The sequence below is a fragment of the Methylobacterium sp. CM6244 genome (genome assembly GCF_054817885.1).
In genome coordinates this window covers 3380147-3398255 of record NZ_CM139247.1, presented here as the reverse complement: position 1 = coordinate 3398255, position 18109 = coordinate 3380147, and the positions used below count along the sequence as shown (strand labels likewise).

Below are 18109 nucleotides of genomic sequence, written 5' to 3'. Positions count from 1 at the left end.
CGGTCACAACAGTGGCAGAGGGGCTCAGTATCTTATGGTAAGTTTCTAACAAAAAAGCGTTTCTCGCCTATTTGGCTCATATCCTGCTGGAACAGAAAACTGGAGGCCCTCGTCTGGCGTGACGGTGTCGACGAGGTGTCCGATTGTCGACCAGAGTCCCTCGACGGCGCGTTCGGCAGCTTTGCGCGGCGGGTCCTTCAGTTTCGAGAACGCCATCTTGGTGGTGTTGAAGTGGGTACTACGGAGGGGGAACAGCCGTCGAGCGTCGACCGCTTTGATTGCTGCCCGCACGGCCGTACCCTCGTGGCTGCCGAGTTAGTCCATGACCGCGCTGTCACTGGGGGTGAGTTCGGGCACCAAGACACGATCGACGTGATCCTGGAAGGCGTCGCGTTTGATTGGCCCGTCGAGCACGAACGGCGCGGCGCTCTCGGACAGGCGCAGCCCTGCGGTGACGGTCGTGGTTTTCCAATAATGGGGTGGACGTCTCTCGGCGGCATAGATGAGCCAAGTTGGTTGTGTTGAGAGCCACCACGGGGAGGAGTCCGTGATAGAGGTTAATATCATCGGCCTGGATTTGGCTAGGAACGTTTTCCAGGCGCATGGGGCAAATGCCTCCAGTGTTCCGGCCTTCAGCAAGCAGCTGCGGCGCGATCAAATATTGGCATACTTCGCCATTCAGCTTCCTGCCTCGCAGCAACGGAGGTTTGCCCCAGCGCGCATCACTGGGGTCGAGAGACCGGCAAGCTTGGCCACAGGGTAAAGCTGATGGCGCCGGCTTAGGTGAAGCCGGTCGCTAAGCGGCAGAAGAACGATGCCGCCGATGCCGAGGCGATCTTCGAGGCGGCAAAGCGCCCGACCATGCTGTTAGTGGCCGTGAAATGCGAGGCCATGTAGGCCGCCGCAGGGATCTTCCGGGCTCGCGACCTCCCGATGGGCCAGCGCGCCCATCTTATCAACGCGATCCGTGATCACCTGCCTGAGTACGGCCTGATTGCGCTGCAGGATCCCTTCCACATTGAGCGCCTGATCGGGCAGATCGAGGATCCCGCCTCGGACATCCCGCAAGCCGCTCGCTGCTGATGGTGTCTTTTGTTTGGTTTGGGTGGATATCACGCAAGTCAGCTTGCGTGCCTGTGAAAAGGTTCTCTCTAATGAAAGCCTTGGTGTCGTCTGCTGGCATTGGGCAGCTGATAAAGTAACCCTGTATATCCGTACAGCCCTCTAAACATACCTGCTCAAGCTGATGCTCGGTCTCAACGCCTTCCGCCGTAACGGTTGCTCCAAGTTGCTTCGCGATACCCACCACAGCTCGGACAATCGCTGCAGCAGCGGGATCGTCGATCTCGCTGACGAAGGATCGGTCAATCTTGATGCTGTCGAAGGGGAAGCGACGTAGATAGCTCAGCGATGAGTATCCGGTACCAAAGTCGTCGAGCGCGATGCGAACGCCAAAGCTTTTCAAGCGGTGCAGGCACGCGATCACCGCCTCCGCATCCTGGACGAGAACGCTCTCTGTGACCTCCAATACGAGACGATGGGGTGGGAGGCCTGAGGTACACAGAGCCGAGATGACACTCTCTTCAAGCCCCGGCTGCTGGAACTGAACGGCAGAGACGTTGACGGCGATCCGTAGATGGCCAGGCCAGGCTGCCGCTTCCCGGCATGCCTCCTGCAGCGCCCAGGAACCGAGCGTGACAATCAGTCCGGTTTCCTCGGCCAATGGGATGAATGCACCAGGCGCAATCATTCCACGTGTCGGGTGAGGCCAACGCATCAGCGCCTCGAAACCGACGATCCGGTGGTCAGACAGACGCAGCACAGGCTGATAATGCATCGCAAAGCTGCCACACATGATGGCCTCACGCATCTCCAACTCAAGCTGCATGCGGGCCTCGATAGCCGCATCCATACCGGGTTCGTAGAAGCGGTAGCTGTCGCGTGCTGCCTCCTTGGCTCGATAAAGCGCGAGGTCCGCGTTCTTGAACAGGGTTTCGGCTGTGTCGCCGTTGGACGGAGACAGAGCGATCCCAATGCTGACGCCGACGGTCACAAGATGCCCGCCAAGATCGAGTGGTTGGCCTACCGCATCGATCATACGCTGTGCTAGCGAGCTGACTTGGTGAACGTGGTCTACGTGCGAGACGATGATCGCGAACTCGTCGCCGCCGAGCCGTACCACGACATCGCCGTCGCGAATGTTTGCGCGCAAGCGCGTGGCGATCTGGCAGAGCAGTTGGTCGCCCGCAGGGTGGCCAAGTGTGTCGTTGACGGACTTGAACCGATCGAGGTCAAGGCATAGCAGCGCTGCCTGGCCTCGGCCGCGGCGAACCTCGGCCAGTCGGTGCTCTAGATGCTCGTAAAAAACGGTTCGGTTGGGCAAGCCCGTGAGCGCATCGTGGCGTGCCATGTAGGCGATGCGGTGCTCAGATGCTTTGCGCTCCGAGATGTCGATGTAAGTGCCAACCATACGAAGAGGTGTGCCTTGCGGGTCCCGCGACACTACTCTGCCACGTGATAGAACCCAGGTGTAGTCGCCAGACTTGGTGCGCATGCGGCGCTCGGAGGAGTACATGGCAGATCGCTGTTCGAAATGCTCCGCCACAAGCGCCAGCGTCTGCTTCAGGTCGTCGGGGTGAGTGAGCCCCATGCAGGTGTTGATGTGAGCTTCGACCTCTCCTGGCTCGTAGCCGAACATGGTGTACCAGCGGTCGGAGTACCAAACCTGCCCCGTGGTGATGTTCCAGTCCCATAAGCCATCGCTGCCACTGTCGAGGGCGAAGGCAAGGCGCTCCTCGCTCGTGCGTAGACGCCTTTCGCTTTGAATGAGAGCGTCCTGGGTCGTACGTCGCTCGGTTACATCGAGATCAAGGCCGACGATCTGCAGCGGCTCGCCCGTTGCCTCATCGCGGATGATGCGGCCGAAGCTCATGAGCCAGCGGTACCCAGCACTGCCCTCGGGTCTCCTCACCCGATACTCGACCTTGTAGTTCGAGCCATCACGAAGCGCTGCTGCGTGAGCCGCATGGACGAGTGGAAGGTCGTCCGGGTGTACCCTTGCGGCCCATTCGGCGATGCCGATGTCGATCCAGTCCGTTGAGCCCCGCTTGCAATCGAACCCAAGCATGTGGGCGCTCTCAGGAGAGTTTTGCACCACATCTCCATCCAAGCTCCACTGCCAAATTCCCGCTCCGGCAGCTTCCTGAGCGAGCCGGAGGAGATCGGCTGTCTGCTCTAGTTTCGCATGTGCGGTTCGGTAGCGCTCCTCGCTCGCTTTGATCAGCGTCTCCGATTGTATGCGCTCCTCCAGCGCAGATTCAGCTGCAATCCGTGCACGATGCAGTTCGATGTGAGCGACAACAATCCGAGCGAGGCTTTCAAGCTGGGCTATCTGCAGATCGGAAAACGTTCGCGGCTTGGTGTCGACGAGGCACAGTGTGCCAAGTCGAATGCCTGAGCGAAGAACAAGAGGGGCGCCTACATAGAAGCGAACAGCATGCTCGCCCGTTACTAAGGGGCTGTGGGCAAAGCGTGGGTCCGTCGTTGCGTCCTCCACGATGAGAACATCGTCCGACAGGATGGCATATGCACAGAATGCGATATCACGCGGTGTGCCATCTGCAGCGATCCCACACTTGGCCTTAAACCACTGCCGGTCGCTGTCGATGAGCGTGATCAGTGCAATAGGCACAGCGAACAGCGCGGCCGCAGTGCTGCACACCGCATCGAAATGGGCCTCAGGCGCCGTATCGAGGATGCGCAGATCGCGCAGAGCCGCGAGACGCTCGCTCTCATTTGGCGGAAGCGGCGGCATGGTTATTCTATCGCTGAAGGTTGGTCATACCAAGCGGGTCAACGCACGCTACGCATCAAAGGATGAATAACTTTCACGCATGCGTAATCGATTGCGCAGCTTGCAGAGACAGCGGCGTCATTTGCGAGCTTTCGCTGCTGATTGAACATTTTGCTACCAAGAAGAAGGGGCTGCCTAATGGCAACCCCTTCGTGATGTGGAAGCGCGTCAGACGACGAACGATCCGTTGTCGAGGACGTGATGGCCCTGGAGGATGACGGCGAAGTCCGCCCCTCCATCGCCGTTGGTGTCACCCTGTATCAGGGTGTTGCCGCCACCGAACTTCATTCGCAGTTCACCCGCCTCGCCCGAGAAGGCATCGGTTCCAACGAAGTCGAAGCCCTGGTCCCCGGCTTGCTCGAAATTCGCATCGATCGCACTGAGATCGATGCGGTCGCCCGCGGCGAAATCGAAGTCCTTGATGATGTCGCGTCCGCCGACAGCGACGTCGCTGTCGGTGACGTCCTTGAACACGAACGTGTCGGCACCGCCGCGGCCATAGAGAAGGTCACGGCCGTCACCGCCGTAGATCTCGGTGTCGCCGGCATTGCCGTAGATCTGGTTGTTGCCGGCATTGCCGTTGGCTATGAGATCCGCGGTTCCACTGAGAACCATCTTCTCGGTGTTGGCTTCCATCGTGTGGCTGACGGTCGAGCGGATCGTGTCGAAGCCTTCGCCCGGCTGCTCGGTGGCGCGATCCCCGGCATTGTCGATGACGTAGGTGTCGTTGCCGGTGCCCCCGCGCATCGTGTCGGCGCCGCTGCCGCCGAGCAGGGTGTCGTTGCCGCCGTTACCTGTCAGTACGTCGTCGCCAGCACCGCCGCTCAGACGGTTGCTGCCGTTGTTGCCGGTGATGTCGTTGTCGAGGTCGTTGCCAGTGCCGCTGAAGTTGCGAGAGCCCGTCAGCACGAGGTTCTCGACATTAGCGGAGAGGCTGTAGGTCACCGAGGAGTAGACCGTGTCGTTGCCTCCGCCCGGGAGCTCCACGATCTTATCGCCGACCCTGTCAACGAAGTAGGTGTCGTCGCCGAGACCGCCATGCATCGTGTCGTTGCCGGTTCCTCCGTCTAGGCTGTCGCTCCCGCCGTTGCCGAACAGGGTGTCGTTGCCGCCGCCACCATTGAGCACGTTGTCCCCGCCAGTGCCGAAGATAGCGTTGCTCAGGGAGTTGCCGGTCCCATCGAGATCCCCGGCCCCTGTCAGCACGAGGCGCTCGAGATTGGCCCCTAGGGTGTAGTCGATCGAGGAGCGAACGGTATCGTTGCCTTCTTGGGTCAGCTCGATGACTCGATCGCCGGCATCGTCGACCACGTAGGTATCGCTGCCGGTGCCCCCGCGCATCGTGTCCGCGCCGGTGCCGCCGAGAAGGGTGTCATTGCCCCCGAGTCCGGAGAGCGTGTCGCCGCCGCTGCCCCCGTCGAGACGGTTGTCACCGGTATTGCCGGTCAGGCCGTCGGCGCCGCCGGTTCCGGTGGCGTCGATGGCGGCGGAGCCGGTCAGGATGACGTTCTCCACGTTGGCGCCGAGGCTGTAGGTCACCGAGGAGCGGACGGTGTCGTTGCCCTCGTCGGCGTCCTCGATGACCTGATCGCCCGTGGAATCCACGACGTAGACGTCGTCACCGGCCCCCCCGCGCATGATGTCTTCGCCGGTGCCGCCAGCCAGAATATCGTCGCCGCCACGCCCGGTAAGGCGGTCGTTGCCGGCCCCGCCATCGAGGCGATTGTCGCCGTCATTTCCGACGATGCTGTTGTCGAGGGCGTTGCCCGTCCCGTCGATGTCGCCGGTGCCGGTGAGGACGAGGTTCTCGACGTTGTCGGGAAGCGTATAGGTCACCGAGGAGCGGACGGTGTCCTCGCCTTCGCCGGCATCCTCCACCACGGTGTCGCCGGATGAATCGACGATGTAAGTATCGTCGCCGGCGCCGCCGATCATGGTGTCGTTGCCGGCGCCGCCGTCGAGGGCATCGCCGCCGCTACCGCCGCGCAGCGTGTCGTCGCCGTCGCCGCCCGTCTGGGTGCCGCCGGCATCGATGACGATGTCGATGAGATCGGGCGTGGCGTCGAGGTTGAGCCCGACCAGGGAGACGGTCTCGTCCAGGGTTCCGAGGAGGAGATCCACGGTCTCGCCCACGAGATTCGTGGCGAGGTTCACAACGTTCGAGAGAATGCCGGCATTGGTTTCCGTCCCGAGGTCGACCGGCTGGAATGGCAGGTCGAGCGTCGCCAGGACCGTATCGCCGAGCTTCACCTCGACGCCGTCATAGCCGCCGCTGGCCGAGACCGTCCCCGTGGAGAGGCCAGTCGAGGCTTCGATCTCCCAATTGCCGGTATAATTGTACGTGAGTCCGTTCGCTTCGACGGTGAGAACCTCGAACGTATCCGTGCGGTTGCCGCCGAGGATGAGGTTGCCGACGCTGCCGACCAGACCCGTGAACGTGACGCTGTCGGCATCGCCGAGATTGGGCAGGAAGAAATCGCGGACGTCGAAACCAGCGTTGGTAAGGATCGATACCGTAGCCATTGTGTTCTCCAAGCGGCAGCGCCGGTTAATCACAGCGCGATCGAGTGATGGCGCAGAAAAGTTCCCAATGGGTGAATAATTCGCATCACAGTTGTTTTAATCGCCTCCCGAGGGGGGGGCTCGTTGCCCCCTCTTGTGATAATTTGCCAGGGATAGATGGGCGGGTTAGATCCCCGGGCGGCTCCGTAAGATTAGGTTTCTATTATACAGGACGTATGAAATAATAAGCGAAATTGTATTGAAGTAGAGATCTGTACCTGCAAATAATCATACAGAAGGAGTGATTAAAAAAACTCGACCGTTCACACGGTTAAATTTCCTGTCCGGGGAGAAGATCCGAGCGGTGCCCGAAAGCGTGCGTGCGCCGAGGACAGTATCACCAAGCTCTGCCGGCGTGAGGGGATCGCCGTATAAATCTACTATGGCTGGTCCAAGGAGTTCATGAAGCCTGGCATGAAACGCTTGTTGAAAGTCGCGGCTTTGCAGCGCCCGTCGATGAGGTGCGGGGTCTATGCCGCGAGACGGACGGGTTTAAGGAAGTTGTAGTTGATCTCGTCCCGGAGAGCCATCCGCTCCAAAAAACATGGGCGGTGATGTAAACGACGAAGCGCGAAGTACCGCGCAGGCATATGGCATCGGCCACCGCCTCGATCACGCACAGGTTGCGGATCCGCCGTGCCCCCTGAAACGCCAAGTAGGACTGGATGTGCTCGTCGATTAGCGTCAGATGCGAAAACTTCGCCTTTAGTGTGTCTGCGTGTGCACGAAGTTGGAAGCGAAAAAAATGGTTGAGCTGGAGCGACCACAGCGGGACGCATGAGCGGTCGTTCAGCCACGCCGAAGGGCTCAAGACGCACGCGGTCATGCATGAGGCGGCCGTGCCCAGGGTGGCGGTCTGTGGTTGCCGGGCTCGCTTCGCAAGAGAGAGCGTAGATGAGGGCCGCCGGAAGGAAAACGGGATCAGCTCCATCCCGCCGCTGAGAATGGAGGTGGAGGCGCGCGTGGTGATTCTGAGGCGAGCAGATGATTCTCCCCCGATTTCACGGACACGGGTGTTAGCTCGCGTTCCGGTCGGCCCGCTCGGGCGTAATGTAGCCGAGGGACGAGTGGATGCGCTGCCGATTGATGTCGCTCGATGTAGGCGAACAAGTCGCGTCGGGCTTCGTCCAGGGTCGCCCATCGTCGCTGATGGGCAAGCTCCACCTTGAGCGCGCGGAAGAAGTTCTCCACCGAGGCGTTGTCGTAGCAGCAGCTGGTTCAGCTCATGGAGGGCGTCGCCTTCATGTCGGCGAGCTGTTTGCGATAGGCTTAGGCGGCATATTGGATGCCGCGATCCGAGTGACAGATGAGCCCAGCGGCCGGTTTCTGCCGTTGGGTGGCCATCATCAGGGCAGCCGACGTCAGCTCTGTCCGCATGGGATCACGCATGGACCAGCTGATCGGAAGGACATCGATCGCGTTGATCTGCTTCTTATGGCTTCAGCATGCTAAAAGAATGAGCGCTCGTTGCAAATCAACGTACCATGTCAAGAGCATAAGTGCTTTCCGTGACCGCTACCAATGTCGACTGGATATATTATCATCATTGAACCTGGGGCCTTTTGAAACGACGCGGGATGCAGTATACCAAATTTCTACCCCAATTGGCGCTAACGCGGCTTGAAAATTGAGCTACGCAGGAAACTATGTCGGAGGATAACAAAGATGGAAGCGCGGGTGCGATCGGCCTTCGCATTAAGTCCTTGCGACGTTCAGCTGGTTTGAGCCAAGCTAGCCTAGGAAGCGCTTTGGGCGTGACTTTTCAACAGGTGCAGAAATACGAGAGCGGTCAGAGTAAGATCGCCGCCGATAAGCTTCAACGGATAGCTCAGGCTTTGGGGGTAGACGTCGGTTACTTTTATGATTTCCAATCCGGAAGGAGTTCGACTGCTGGAGTGGAGGAACTTAAAGACGCTGCTGCACCGTTGGAGAGTTTATATTTCAAGGATGCATTTGATAAAATTAGGGATCCGCGCGCAAGGTACTTGCTGGCAGAGCTTGCTCGGGTGTTCTGCGAAATAGAAGCAAAAAAATAATAACCCTTTAAGCAAGAGGGACTTGCTTCGATTGCTGAGATTCAGTTTAGATTCGGTGGTTCCTTCTTTGCTAAAACCGTCGGACCGTGAACCTTTCTGACGGGCAACACCCTGTTGCCCGGATACATGGATGCTGACTTGACACCCGACGGGTAAACTGCGCATTTTCGCTAGGTCGAAGTTTCTGTGTTCGTAGCGGACCAGCTTCGACTTACACTCAATCGTAAGCCTTTCCGAACGGCGCGCCTGATCGGCTCGCTGCGCGATTGCATGTCCCCTCGCCCCGCGGCACCCGCCCCGGGGCGTTTCTGTCTCCGGGCCTGAGCGGCCCTTCTCTCACAGCACTGCGCCGACTTTGACCCTGCTGTCGTCCGGCACGCGGGCTCGTCGTCGTGCGCGCTTTTCCAAGGACATCCCCATCATGACGACGAACGCACTGGCCTTCCCCACGGCCGGGTTGACCATCCTCGACCAAGCTCCGACCTCCCTCAGAGCCAACCCGCGCAATGCCCGCACCCATTCGAAGAAGCAGATCGCCAAGATCGCCGACAGCATCAGGGCGTTCGGCTTCACCGTGCCGCTCGTCGTCGACGAGACTGGGCTCGTGCTCGCCGGGCACGGACGCTTGTTGGCAGCAAAGCAACTCGGCCTGCCCACCGTCCCGACCGTCCGGCTCGATCACCTGACCGACACGCAGAAGCGCGCCTATGCGATTGCCGACAACAAGATCGCGACCCTGGCCGGCTGGGATCGGGCGACCCTCGCCCTCGAACTCGGCGAACTTGCCATCCACCTGCCCGAGATCGGGCTGGATCTCTCCGTCACCGGCTTCGAGATCGCCGAGCTCGATCTGCTGACGGGGGATCTCGAAGAGGAGCGCCTCGCCTCGCGCGAGGACGAGCAGCATGAGCCAGAAGCACCGGTCTCGCAGCTAGGCGACCTCTGGCAGCTTGGCCCGCACCGGATCCTGTGCGGCAGCGCCTGCAGCCACGATGACGTGGTGCGTCTGATGGGCGGACGTGAGGCCGACATGGTTTTCACCGATCCACCCTACAACGTGCCCGTCAACGGTCACGTCATGGGCCGCGGCCGGGTCCAGCACCGTGAGTTCGTCATGGGCTCTGGCGAGATGACGGAGGACGCTTTCACGGCCTTCCTGAGCGAGAGCCTCGGCCATGCCGTCTCGGTCTCGCGTGATGGGGCCCTGCACTACGTCTGCATGGATTGGCGTCACCTACCGGAGCTGCATGCCGCGACCCGCCCGCTCTACGGCGAGCAGAAGAACCTCATCGTGTGGAGCAAGACCAATCCGGGGCAGGGCTCGCTCTACCGCTCGCAGCACGAACTGATCGCGCTCTACAAGGTCGGCACAGCCAGCCACACCAACAACGTCGAGCTTGCCTCAACGGGCTGGCGGCCGATCTGCAGGCCCAGGACATCCTGACCAAGCGATCCCCGCGCCGGGATGGCACGATCAGGGGCGGTATCCCCTTCACCAAAGGTCCGCTGGCCTATCTCCTGCGCAACCGGGTCTATATCGGCGAGGTGATCCACAAGGACCGGCACTATCCCGGAGAGCACGAGGGCATCGTCCCGCGCGAGCTGTTCGATGCGGTCCAGGCGGCGCTGAGCGAGAAGGCGCAGGCGCAAGGTTCCGTCCGGGGCAACACCGGCTCGTGGCTGATGGGTCTGCTCTACGATGATCGCGGCAACCGGATGACGCCGAGCTCGGCCAGGAAGGGTGCTCTCCGCTACCGCTACTACGTCTCGCGCGCCCTCGAGACGGGGCAGCGCAGCGAGGCCGGCTCGGTCTCCCGGGTGTCGGCGCCCGAGATCGAGCAGGCCGTGCGGGAGGCGCTTACACCACCCTCCCCTGACCAACCTTCCCCATCCAACGAGATGCCCCTGCTGGCCCAGGTCAGCCGCATCGTTGTTCACCCGAGCCATCTTGCCATCAGCTTTGTCGGGCCGGACGAGGCTGAGCGCGATGACAGAGCGTGCGGAGCAGAAGCCATCGAGCTGGCCCCGCTCAACGTGCCCTGGTCAGCCCGATCGAGCCGTCGTCGGCGCCAGATCATCCGTACTGACGGTGATGACGGAGCAGCGCCGTTGCGGCCGATGCGGGTCGAGACCCGAGCCCGCCTCGTCGACGGGATCGCCAAGGCGCGCTTCTGGCTCGATGACCTTGTCAGCGGCCGCGTGGCGGACACCCATGCCATCGCCACAGCGGAAGGCTGCAGCGAGCGCTCGGTGCGCATGACCCTCAACCTCGCCTTCCTGGCTCCATCCGTCATCCAGGCGGCGATCGCTGGCACCTTGCCGGAAGGGGCCGGCATCTCCCTGCTCATGAATGCGCCAATAGCCTGGAGCGAATATCCTGACGCTTGCGGCGGCAATGCAGCGTGAAGGAGCACGTGCTGCGATTGACTGGCAGCGCATGGTCATACTGGCAGTCGGACGCTCGTTGTCATATTGCTGCGGAAGTAATGCGCCATAAGCGGAAGTTTACCGCCTGCCCGGAAGCGGACGTTCCGCATGCGACCCAACCCGGGCGTTCAACGGACATTTTGGCGTTCTCGGAAGTGGACCTAGGCCACACGGCTCCTTGCGCAGGACTACACCTGCTCTGGAGCCATTGAGCTGTTTCCGAAACATGACGCGGTAAGCTCTATCCCGCGCGCTTAAGTGGTTCCTTCCCAGGACTGGAACGCACGGTAAAAGGAGTTCGTGTCCTCATAACCCAGTACTGGCTTTTGGTTGTTTTGAACGGTGCCTCAGTTGATGATCGACTGCGAGTCGACGACGCCAGTGAAGGTATATCGCTACAGGCGCCGACGGGTCAGCCCCCAGAAGAAGCCCTGGATATTGTTAAGGAAGAGGTTGAGCGTGCCGTGGCGATGATGCTGCGTGCAGTGGCCGAGCAAGGTGTCGTCGAGGGCGTTAAAGGCGGCAAATAGCGCTGCTGTGTATGCGCTTCTCTTCATGAAGGAAGTCGCTGTGATGGCTGACTCACTTCCTCGAATGCATGGGCTATGCAGAGCAGCGCCCTGTCCTGTCCCGGCCTTCCGATGAGCTGCAGTCCCGATGATCGTCCGTCCGGTGCCCATGGACCTAACGGTAGGCAGATCGTGGGGCATACGGACAAGGTCGCTGGCACCACCACTTCCATCCAGCGATGATACGTATCCATGGACGTGCCGGCGATGATCGTGGGCCAGGGCTCGGCCTGAGCAAACGGAAAGACCTGAGCGCTCGGGAGGGCCAGCGCGTCGAAATCGGCGAAGAGCGCAAGGAAGCGCTGGTAGAGGCGCGTCCGCGTCGCCGACGCTCGATAGAGATCGTCGGCGGAAAGACCGAGGCTGCCTTCGATCTCCCAGATCAGTTCCGGCTTCATCTGCCCACGTTTGATCAGATCGTCGTAGAGCGGCCGGTAGCGGCTGCCGACCAGGACGTGGCGCCAGACCAGCCAGCACGCCCAGATCTCGTCCCGACTGATCCCAAGACAGGCCTCGTCGATGCGGCAGCCCGAGGCCTCCAGGGCAGAGAGGCCTGTTTGAGACAGGGGCAGGATACCGTCTTCCAGGGGGAGAGCACTGACAAAATCGCCGAGCCAGCCGATGCGGGCAGGAGCTGCTCTACCCGGCGGCATGTCGGCAGCCAGGCCGGGCTCCGCAAGGGAAAGGGGTGCACGGGGATCGGGCCCACTCATCACCGATAAGAGGAGCGCGAGATCGGTGACGTTCCGCGCCATGGGACCATCAGTGGCAAGTTGCTGGATATAGCCCTCCGGACCCGGCAGCGACGGGACCCTGCCCATAGAGGGCCGGAACCCAAAGATACCGTTCCAGCCGGCAGGGTTGCGGAGGGAGCCGGCAAAGTCGCTGCCATCGGCCATGGGCACCATGCGCAGGGCCGTTGCGACAGCGGCACCGCCTGAACTTCCTCCAGCGCTTAAAGCGGGATCATAAGCGTTGAGCGTAGTGCCCCAGACGGGGTTGTAGCTATGCGAGCCAAGGCCGAACTCGGAGACGTTCGTCGTGCCGATGAGAATCGCCCCCGCCGTGCGCAGGCGTTCTACGAATAGCGCATCCTCCTTTGGAACATGCTTCGCGAAGATCGGCGAGCCGAAGGTGGTGCGAAGCCCGCTCGTCGGCGCCAAGTCTTTCACCGCGTGGGGCAATCCATGCATCGGTCCACGCCACAGCCCGCGCCGAAGGTCGGCATCGGCCGCGTCGGGCTCGGTTAGAATGTTCCTCCCGGTCGCGCAGGGACACGATGGCGTTCACACGCCCCTTCACCAGCGCGATGCGATCGAGATAAGTCTCCATCACCTCCCGGCAGGAGATCTGCCGGTTGTGGATCGCCGCCGCCATCCGCGTCGCGTCGAGGCTGACGATCCCGCCATCCGGCAGGCTCGGCATCGTAGAAATCCCGCTCATCCCATCACTCTTGGGTTGGCGCACGGCTTGCCAGAACGCCGAATACAGGATGGAACTGCATACATGATACGTGCCGCAGGCCGACAACACCGTCCGAAGCCGCGCCGATGGAATCCGCGCTGATGGCGGCGATCCCGGGCCTGGACGGCCCTGCCTTCATCATCGAGGGGTTGGCTGCGCCCGCCGAGATCCGCCTCGACAGATGGGGTGTCGCCCATATCCGGGCAGAATCGCAGGACGACGCGTTCCTCGTGCAGGGGTTCAACGCGGGTCGCGACCGCCTCTGGCAGCTTGACCTGTGGCGCAAGCGCGGATTGGGCCTGCTCGCCGCCGACTTCGGGCCGGGCTACCTGGCTCAAGATCGGGCCGCGCGGTTGTTCCTGTATCGCGGGGACATGGATGCCGAATGGGCGGCCTATGGCCATCCCCGCGCAAAGGGCATCGTCGAGGCCTTCGTCCGTGGGCTCAACGCGTTCATCGTCCTGACGCGTGACAGGGACGATCTGCTGCCGCCGGAATTCGCATCCATGGGCACGCGGCCCGCCTTTTGGGATGCGGAGGACGTGGTGCGGATCCGCAGCCATGCCCTCGTGCGCAACGTCGCCTCGGAGGTCGCCCGCGCCCGTGTCCTGGCGCGTTGCGGCCTTGCGACGGATGTCCTGCGCAAGTCGTTGAGCCCGGACCACGATCCCGTGATTCCCGAAGGTTTGGCGCCCGAGCGGTTGCCCCAAGACCTCCTCACGGTTTTCCGTCTCGCCACTGCGCCGGTGAGCTTCGATGCGGCCCGACTCGCCGCCCAACGCGCCGATGCCTGGGTATGGAGTGAGGTCGATGCGTTCGGCGCCGTCCATCGCTCGGATCGCCAACCTGTCGTGGCGCTGGCAGAGGCCAACGAAGGTTCGAACAACTGGGCGGTCTCGGGGGCACGGACCGCCTCCGGCCGTCCGATCCTGGCGAGCGACCCGCATCGCGCCTACCAGTCTCCCCTCCCTGCGCTACGTCGTTCACCTCACCGCGCCGGGGCTCGACGTGATCGGAGCCGGAGAACCGGCGCTGCCGGGCATCTCCATCGGCCATAACGGCACCGCCGCCTTCAGCCTCACCATCGCGCCGATCGATCAGGAAGACCTGTTCGTCTACGAGACCCATCCGGATGATCCCGGCCTCTACCACTATGGAACGGGCTGGGAGGCAATGGCGCGGGTCGTCGAGCGCATTCCCGTGCGCGACGGCCCCGACGAGGAGGTCACCCTCGCTTTCACCCGTCACGGGCCGGTGGTCTGTGAGGATGTGTCCGGGCGCCAGGCCTTCGCCGTGCGGACGGTCTGGTCCGAGCCGGGGACAGCCGCCTATCTCGGCAGCCTCGCCTATCTCGGCGCCACCACGGTGACGGAATTTCGTGAGGCGTTGCGCGATTGGTCGGCACCCTCCACGAACCAGGTCTATGCGGATACCGGTGGCACCATCGCATGGTTCATGGCCGGCAAGGCGCCCGTGCGCTCGAACTGGGACGGGCTGCTCCCGGTGCCCGGTGACGGGCGTTACGAATGGGCGGGTTTCCACGATCCGTTCGTGCTGCCGCACCATGTGGACCCCGAATGCGGCTTCGTCTTCAGCGCGAACGAGATGAACCTGCCCGCGGATTATCCCGCTGAAACGCGCAAGCTGAGCTTCGAGTGGCTTGAACCCTGGAGGGCCCGGCGCATCCGCTCCGTCCTCGATGACGATGCCGGGCATACAGTCGACGCCTCGACCCGCCTGCAGGCCGACGTGTTCTCGGAACCCGCCCTCCGCCTCGGCCGACTCGTAGCCGCCCTGCCCCCGGCCGACGATGCTGCGTCCCGCGCCGCCATCCACCTGCTCCTCGGTTTCGACGGATACTTGCATGCGGAGAGCGCCGCCGCCTGCCTCATCGAGACGCTCTGGGTCTGTCACCTGCGTCCGGCCCTCGTGACCGCCCTGGCGCCCGAGCCGGCCGATGCAGACCTGTTCCGGCCCGGTGACACGGAGACCCTGCTCGACGCCCTCGACCATGGTCACCCGCACCTCGACGAAGCGACGCGCACGGCGCTCGTCACCCGCGCCCTCGCCTCGGCCTGGCTCGATTGCGAGGCGCGGTTCGGCACCGATCCTGCCGGATGGGAATGGGGCCGGTTCCATCATGGATTCTTCCGGCATCCCCTCTCCGGCATCGGCGGCACGGCCAGCGAGAATGTCGGTCCGCTGCCTGTCGGCGGGTCGGCCGCCTCCGTGATGCATGCGGATTACCGCCCCCATGACGGTGCCCTCACCACGGGTGCTTCGTTCCGCATGGTCGTCGATGTGGGCGACTGGGACGCCAGCGTGTTCGTGAATGCGCCGGGCCAGTCAGGCCGCACCGACAGCCGCTATTACGCCGACCACGCCGTGTCCTGGGCGGCGGGCGAGACCGTGCCCTTGCTCTATTCCCGCGAGGCCGTGGACGCGGCCACCGAGAGCATCATCACCCTTCGACCCAGCCAGTCCCTTCGACCCAGCCAGCCCCTTCGACCTAGCCAGGAGTTGCCGCGCACGTGAAAATCTTCATCGCCGGCCTCGCCACCGAGACGAACACCTTCGCTCCCCTGCCCACGGGCAGGGCCGCCTTCCTCGCCGATTACGCCCGCCGCGATGGGAGCCTGGGCCCGCCGAGCCTGAGCAATATCGGCCTCAAGGCCTGGCGCGAGATGGCCGAGAGAGACGGGCACATAGTGGTCGAAAGCCTGTCCACCTTCGCCCAGCCCGGTGGCATCACCCTGCGCGCGGTCTACGAAGACTTGCGCGACACGCTGCTGTCTGATCTCGAAGCGGCGCTACCCGTCGATGCGGTGCTGCTGTTCATGCATGGCGCCATGGTCGCGCAGGGCTACGACGATTGCGAGGGCGACACGCTGGAGCGGGTCCGCGCCCTGGTCGGGCCGAAAGTGGCGGTCGGCGTCGAACTCGACCTGCATTGCCATCTGACCGAGACGATCCGCCGGGCGGCCGACGTCGTCGTGATCTATAAGGAATACCCGCATACGGACATCGTGGCGCGGGCGCGCGACCTCTATCCGCTCGTCATCGGCACGGCCGAGGGGACGATCCGCCCGGTCATGGCGATCCAGGATTGCCGCATGGTCAATATGTGGCGCACCACGGCGGAGCCGGTCGCTGGGTTCGTGCGGCGGATGGAGGCGCTGGAGGGCAGGGATGGCATCCTGTCCGTCTCGTTCGGACACGGTTTTCCATGGGGGGACGTCGCCGAGGTCGGCGCCCGGATGCTCGTGGTGGCCAACGGCGATACGGCCAAGGCCGCGTCCCTCGCCCGAATTCTCGCCGCCGAGATCTGGGCGATGCGCGGGGAGGCCGCGACACGGGTCGATACGGTCGACGCCGCTCTCGACGCGGCGCTAGCCTCCACCGATCCGCGCCCGATGGTGCTCGCGGACATCGCGGACAATGCCGGGGCGGGCGCTCCCTCCGACAACACCGCTCTCCTCGCCCGGATGGTCGAGCGCGGCATCCGCGACGCCGTCACCGGCCTGTACTGGGATCCGGGCGCGGTAGGCATCTGTCACGAGGCCGGAATCGGCGCCACGTTCGATCTGCGCATCGCTGGCAAGTGCGGTGTCACCTCCGGCGATCCCCTCGACCTGCGCATCACCGTGCGCGGACTCTCCGAGGCTCATAGCCAGGGCGGCCTCAGCGGCGGCCGCGCGCAACTCGGTCCCTGCGCCTGGATCGAGGCGGACGGCACCCATATCGTTCTGGCCTCGCAGCGCCAGCAGCCCTTCGCCCCGGATGCCTATACTGGCCTCGGCCTCACCCTCGACGACAAGCGCATCGTCGTGGTGAAATCGATGCAGCACTTCCACGCGGCCTTCGCGCCCATCGCCAGCGAGATTCGCTACGTCGCCGCCCCCGGCGCGGTTCCACCGGATTACGGAGCGATCCCCTACACCAAACGCGACTCGGCCTATTGGCCCCGCATCGCCGACCCGTTCGCACAGGATTGATCGATGGCTCTTGAGGATCTCGCTCTGAACGACCTTCCGTTCGAACTCGGCGACCTGCTCGCCGGCCTTCGCCCCTGGATCGAGTGCGAGAGCCCGACCCATGACAGGGCGGCGGTGAACCGGATGATGAGCCTTGCCGCGCGCGACCTCGCCATGGCCGGTGCGTCGGTGGAGTCGATCCCCGGACGCATGGATTTCGGCGATTGCGTCCGCGCCCGGTTCCCGCATCCGCGCCGGGACGAGCCGGGCATCCTCGTCCTCGGCCATCTGGACACGGTCCATCCCCTCGGCACCCTGGCCGCCCTCCCCTGGCGGGTGGAAGGCGATCGCTGCTACGGCCCGGGCATCCTCGATATGAAGGGGGGCAACTTCATCGCCCTCGAGGCCGTGAAGGCGCTGCGCAAAGCTGCCGTCGAGACACCGCTCCCGGTCACTTTCCTGCTCACGAGCGACGAAGAGGTCGGCAGCCCTTCGACCCGCGACCTGATCGAGGCGGAGGCCCAGCGCCATCGCTACGTTCTGGTGCCCGAGCCCGGCCAGCCGGGGGACGGAGTGCTCACGGGGCGCTACGCCATCGCCCGCTTCGATCTCACCGCCACCGGCCGTCCGAGCCATGCGGGAGCGCGACTGGGTGACGGACGCTCGGCCATCCGGGCCATGGCGCAGCAGATCATCGCCATCGAGGCGATGTCGGATGCCGATTGCACCTTCAGCGTCGGCATCGTCCAGGGCGGGCAATGGGTGAACTGCGTCGCCACCACATGCCGGGCCGAGGTGCTGAGCATGGCCAAGCGCCAGGGCGATCTCGACCGCGGCGTCCAGCGGATGCTCGCCCTATCCGGAGAGGCGGACGGCGTCGCCCTCACGGTAACGCGCGGTGTCACTCGCCCGGTCTGGAAGCCCGATGCCGGCACCATGGCGCTCTACGAGACCGCTCGGACGATCGCTGCCGGCCTTGGCTCGGCCCTCCCGCATGAGAGCTTCGGCGGCGGCTCCGACGGTAATTTCACGGCCAATCTGGGCATTCCGACCCTCGACGGACTCGGTCCCTGCGGGGCGGGCTACCATACCCTGGAAGAGTACGTGGGCATCGCGTCGCTGACCCATCGCGCGCGGTTGCTTGCTGGCCTCATGACGAAGCTCGGCCGGCCATAACGGCCCGCATCCTGCATACACTTTCGCAAGAGAGCCGCATCGCGGCAG

11 protein-coding genes and 2 pseudogenes are annotated in these 18109 nt (G+C 63.3%); 7 read left to right on the top strand and 6 right to left on the bottom strand.

From position 1 onward, the window contains the following. Positions 1-45 precede the first annotated feature (45 nt). The 4 genes and pseudogenes from ACYQML_RS15865 to ACYQML_RS15850 form a co-directional block, all read right to left on the bottom strand. Positions 46-480: pseudogene (locus ACYQML_RS15865) on the bottom strand (transposase); the annotation flags it as partial. Positions 481-955: 475 nt separating this feature from the next. Next, the gene (locus ACYQML_RS15860) at positions 956-3814 is read right to left on the bottom strand and encodes a sensor domain-containing phosphodiesterase (protein ID WP_461233350.1); all 2859 of its coding nucleotides are present in this window, start codon (positions 3812-3814) and stop codon (positions 956-958) included. Positions 3815-4021: 207 nt separating this feature from the next. After that, positions 4022-6376 carry a calcium-binding protein gene (locus ACYQML_RS15855; protein ID WP_461233349.1) on the bottom strand — a complete coding sequence of 785 codons (2355 nt, stop codon included), beginning with the start codon at positions 6374-6376 and terminating at the stop codon, positions 4022-4024. Positions 6377-7431: 1055 nt separating this feature from the next. Then, a pseudogene (locus ACYQML_RS15850) lies at positions 7432-7816 on the bottom strand (IS3 family transposase); the annotation flags it as partial. Between the two features lie 245 nt (positions 7817-8061). Here ACYQML_RS15850 and ACYQML_RS15845 point away from each other — a divergent pair. The 3 genes from ACYQML_RS15845 (at position 8062) to ACYQML_RS15835 (ending at position 10857) form a co-directional block, all read left to right on the top strand. After that, positions 8062-8451 carry a helix-turn-helix domain-containing protein gene (locus ACYQML_RS15845; protein ID WP_461233348.1) on the top strand — a complete coding sequence of 130 codons (390 nt, stop codon included), beginning with the start codon at positions 8062-8064 and terminating at the stop codon, positions 8449-8451. 421 nt (positions 8452-8872) lie between these two features. Next, on the top strand, positions 8873-9895 hold the full coding sequence (locus tag ACYQML_RS15840) for a ParB N-terminal domain-containing protein (RefSeq protein ID WP_461233347.1): 1023 nt from the start codon (positions 8873-8875) through the stop codon (positions 9893-9895). Further along, a complete protein-coding gene (locus ACYQML_RS15835) occupies positions 9862-10857 on the top strand; it encodes a recombinase family protein (protein WP_461235738.1) in 996 nt (331 codons plus the stop codon). The genes ACYQML_RS15840 and ACYQML_RS15835 overlap by 34 nt, the downstream gene beginning before the upstream one ends. Before the next feature lie 416 nt (positions 10858-11273). On the opposite strand, the gene ACYQML_RS15830 is transcribed toward ACYQML_RS15835, so the two are convergent. Both ACYQML_RS15830 and ACYQML_RS15825 read right to left on the bottom strand, forming a co-directional pair. Next, positions 11274-11435, bottom strand: coding sequence for a hypothetical protein (locus ACYQML_RS15830; RefSeq protein WP_461233346.1), 162 nt, complete (start codon positions 11433-11435; stop codon positions 11274-11276). Further along, positions 11432-12655: an amidase gene (locus tag ACYQML_RS15825; RefSeq protein ID WP_461235737.1), complete on the bottom strand. Its 1224-nt coding sequence runs from the start codon at positions 12653-12655 to the stop codon at positions 11432-11434. Before ACYQML_RS15825 ends, ACYQML_RS15830 begins: the two co-directional genes overlap by 4 nt. A 342-nt stretch (positions 12656-12997) precedes the next feature. Here ACYQML_RS15825 and ACYQML_RS15820 point away from each other — a divergent pair, with 342 nt between their 5' ends. The 4 genes from ACYQML_RS15820 to ACYQML_RS15805 are packed head-to-tail and all read left to right on the top strand — an operon-like array spanning position 12998 to position 18061. Then, entirely contained in the window at positions 12998-13969 is a 972-nt protein-coding gene (locus tag ACYQML_RS15820; RefSeq protein ID WP_461233345.1) for a penicillin acylase family protein, read from the top strand. Then, positions 13920-15446, top strand: coding sequence for a penicillin acylase family protein (locus tag ACYQML_RS15815; RefSeq protein ID WP_461233344.1), 1527 nt, complete (start codon positions 13920-13922; stop codon positions 15444-15446). The genes ACYQML_RS15820 and ACYQML_RS15815 overlap by 50 nt, the downstream gene beginning before the upstream one ends. Further along, positions 15443-16906, top strand: a complete 1464-nt coding sequence (locus tag ACYQML_RS15810; protein ID WP_461233343.1) for a M81 family metallopeptidase — start codon at positions 15443-15445, stop codon at positions 16904-16906. The genes ACYQML_RS15815 and ACYQML_RS15810 overlap by 4 nt, the downstream gene beginning before the upstream one ends. A 3-nt stretch (positions 16907-16909) precedes the next feature. Then, positions 16910-18061 carry a M20/M25/M40 family metallo-hydrolase gene (locus tag ACYQML_RS15805; RefSeq protein ID WP_056429715.1) on the top strand — a complete coding sequence of 384 codons (1152 nt, stop codon included), beginning with the start codon at positions 16910-16912 and terminating at the stop codon, positions 18059-18061. The last annotated feature ends 48 nt before the right edge of the window (positions 18062-18109 follow it).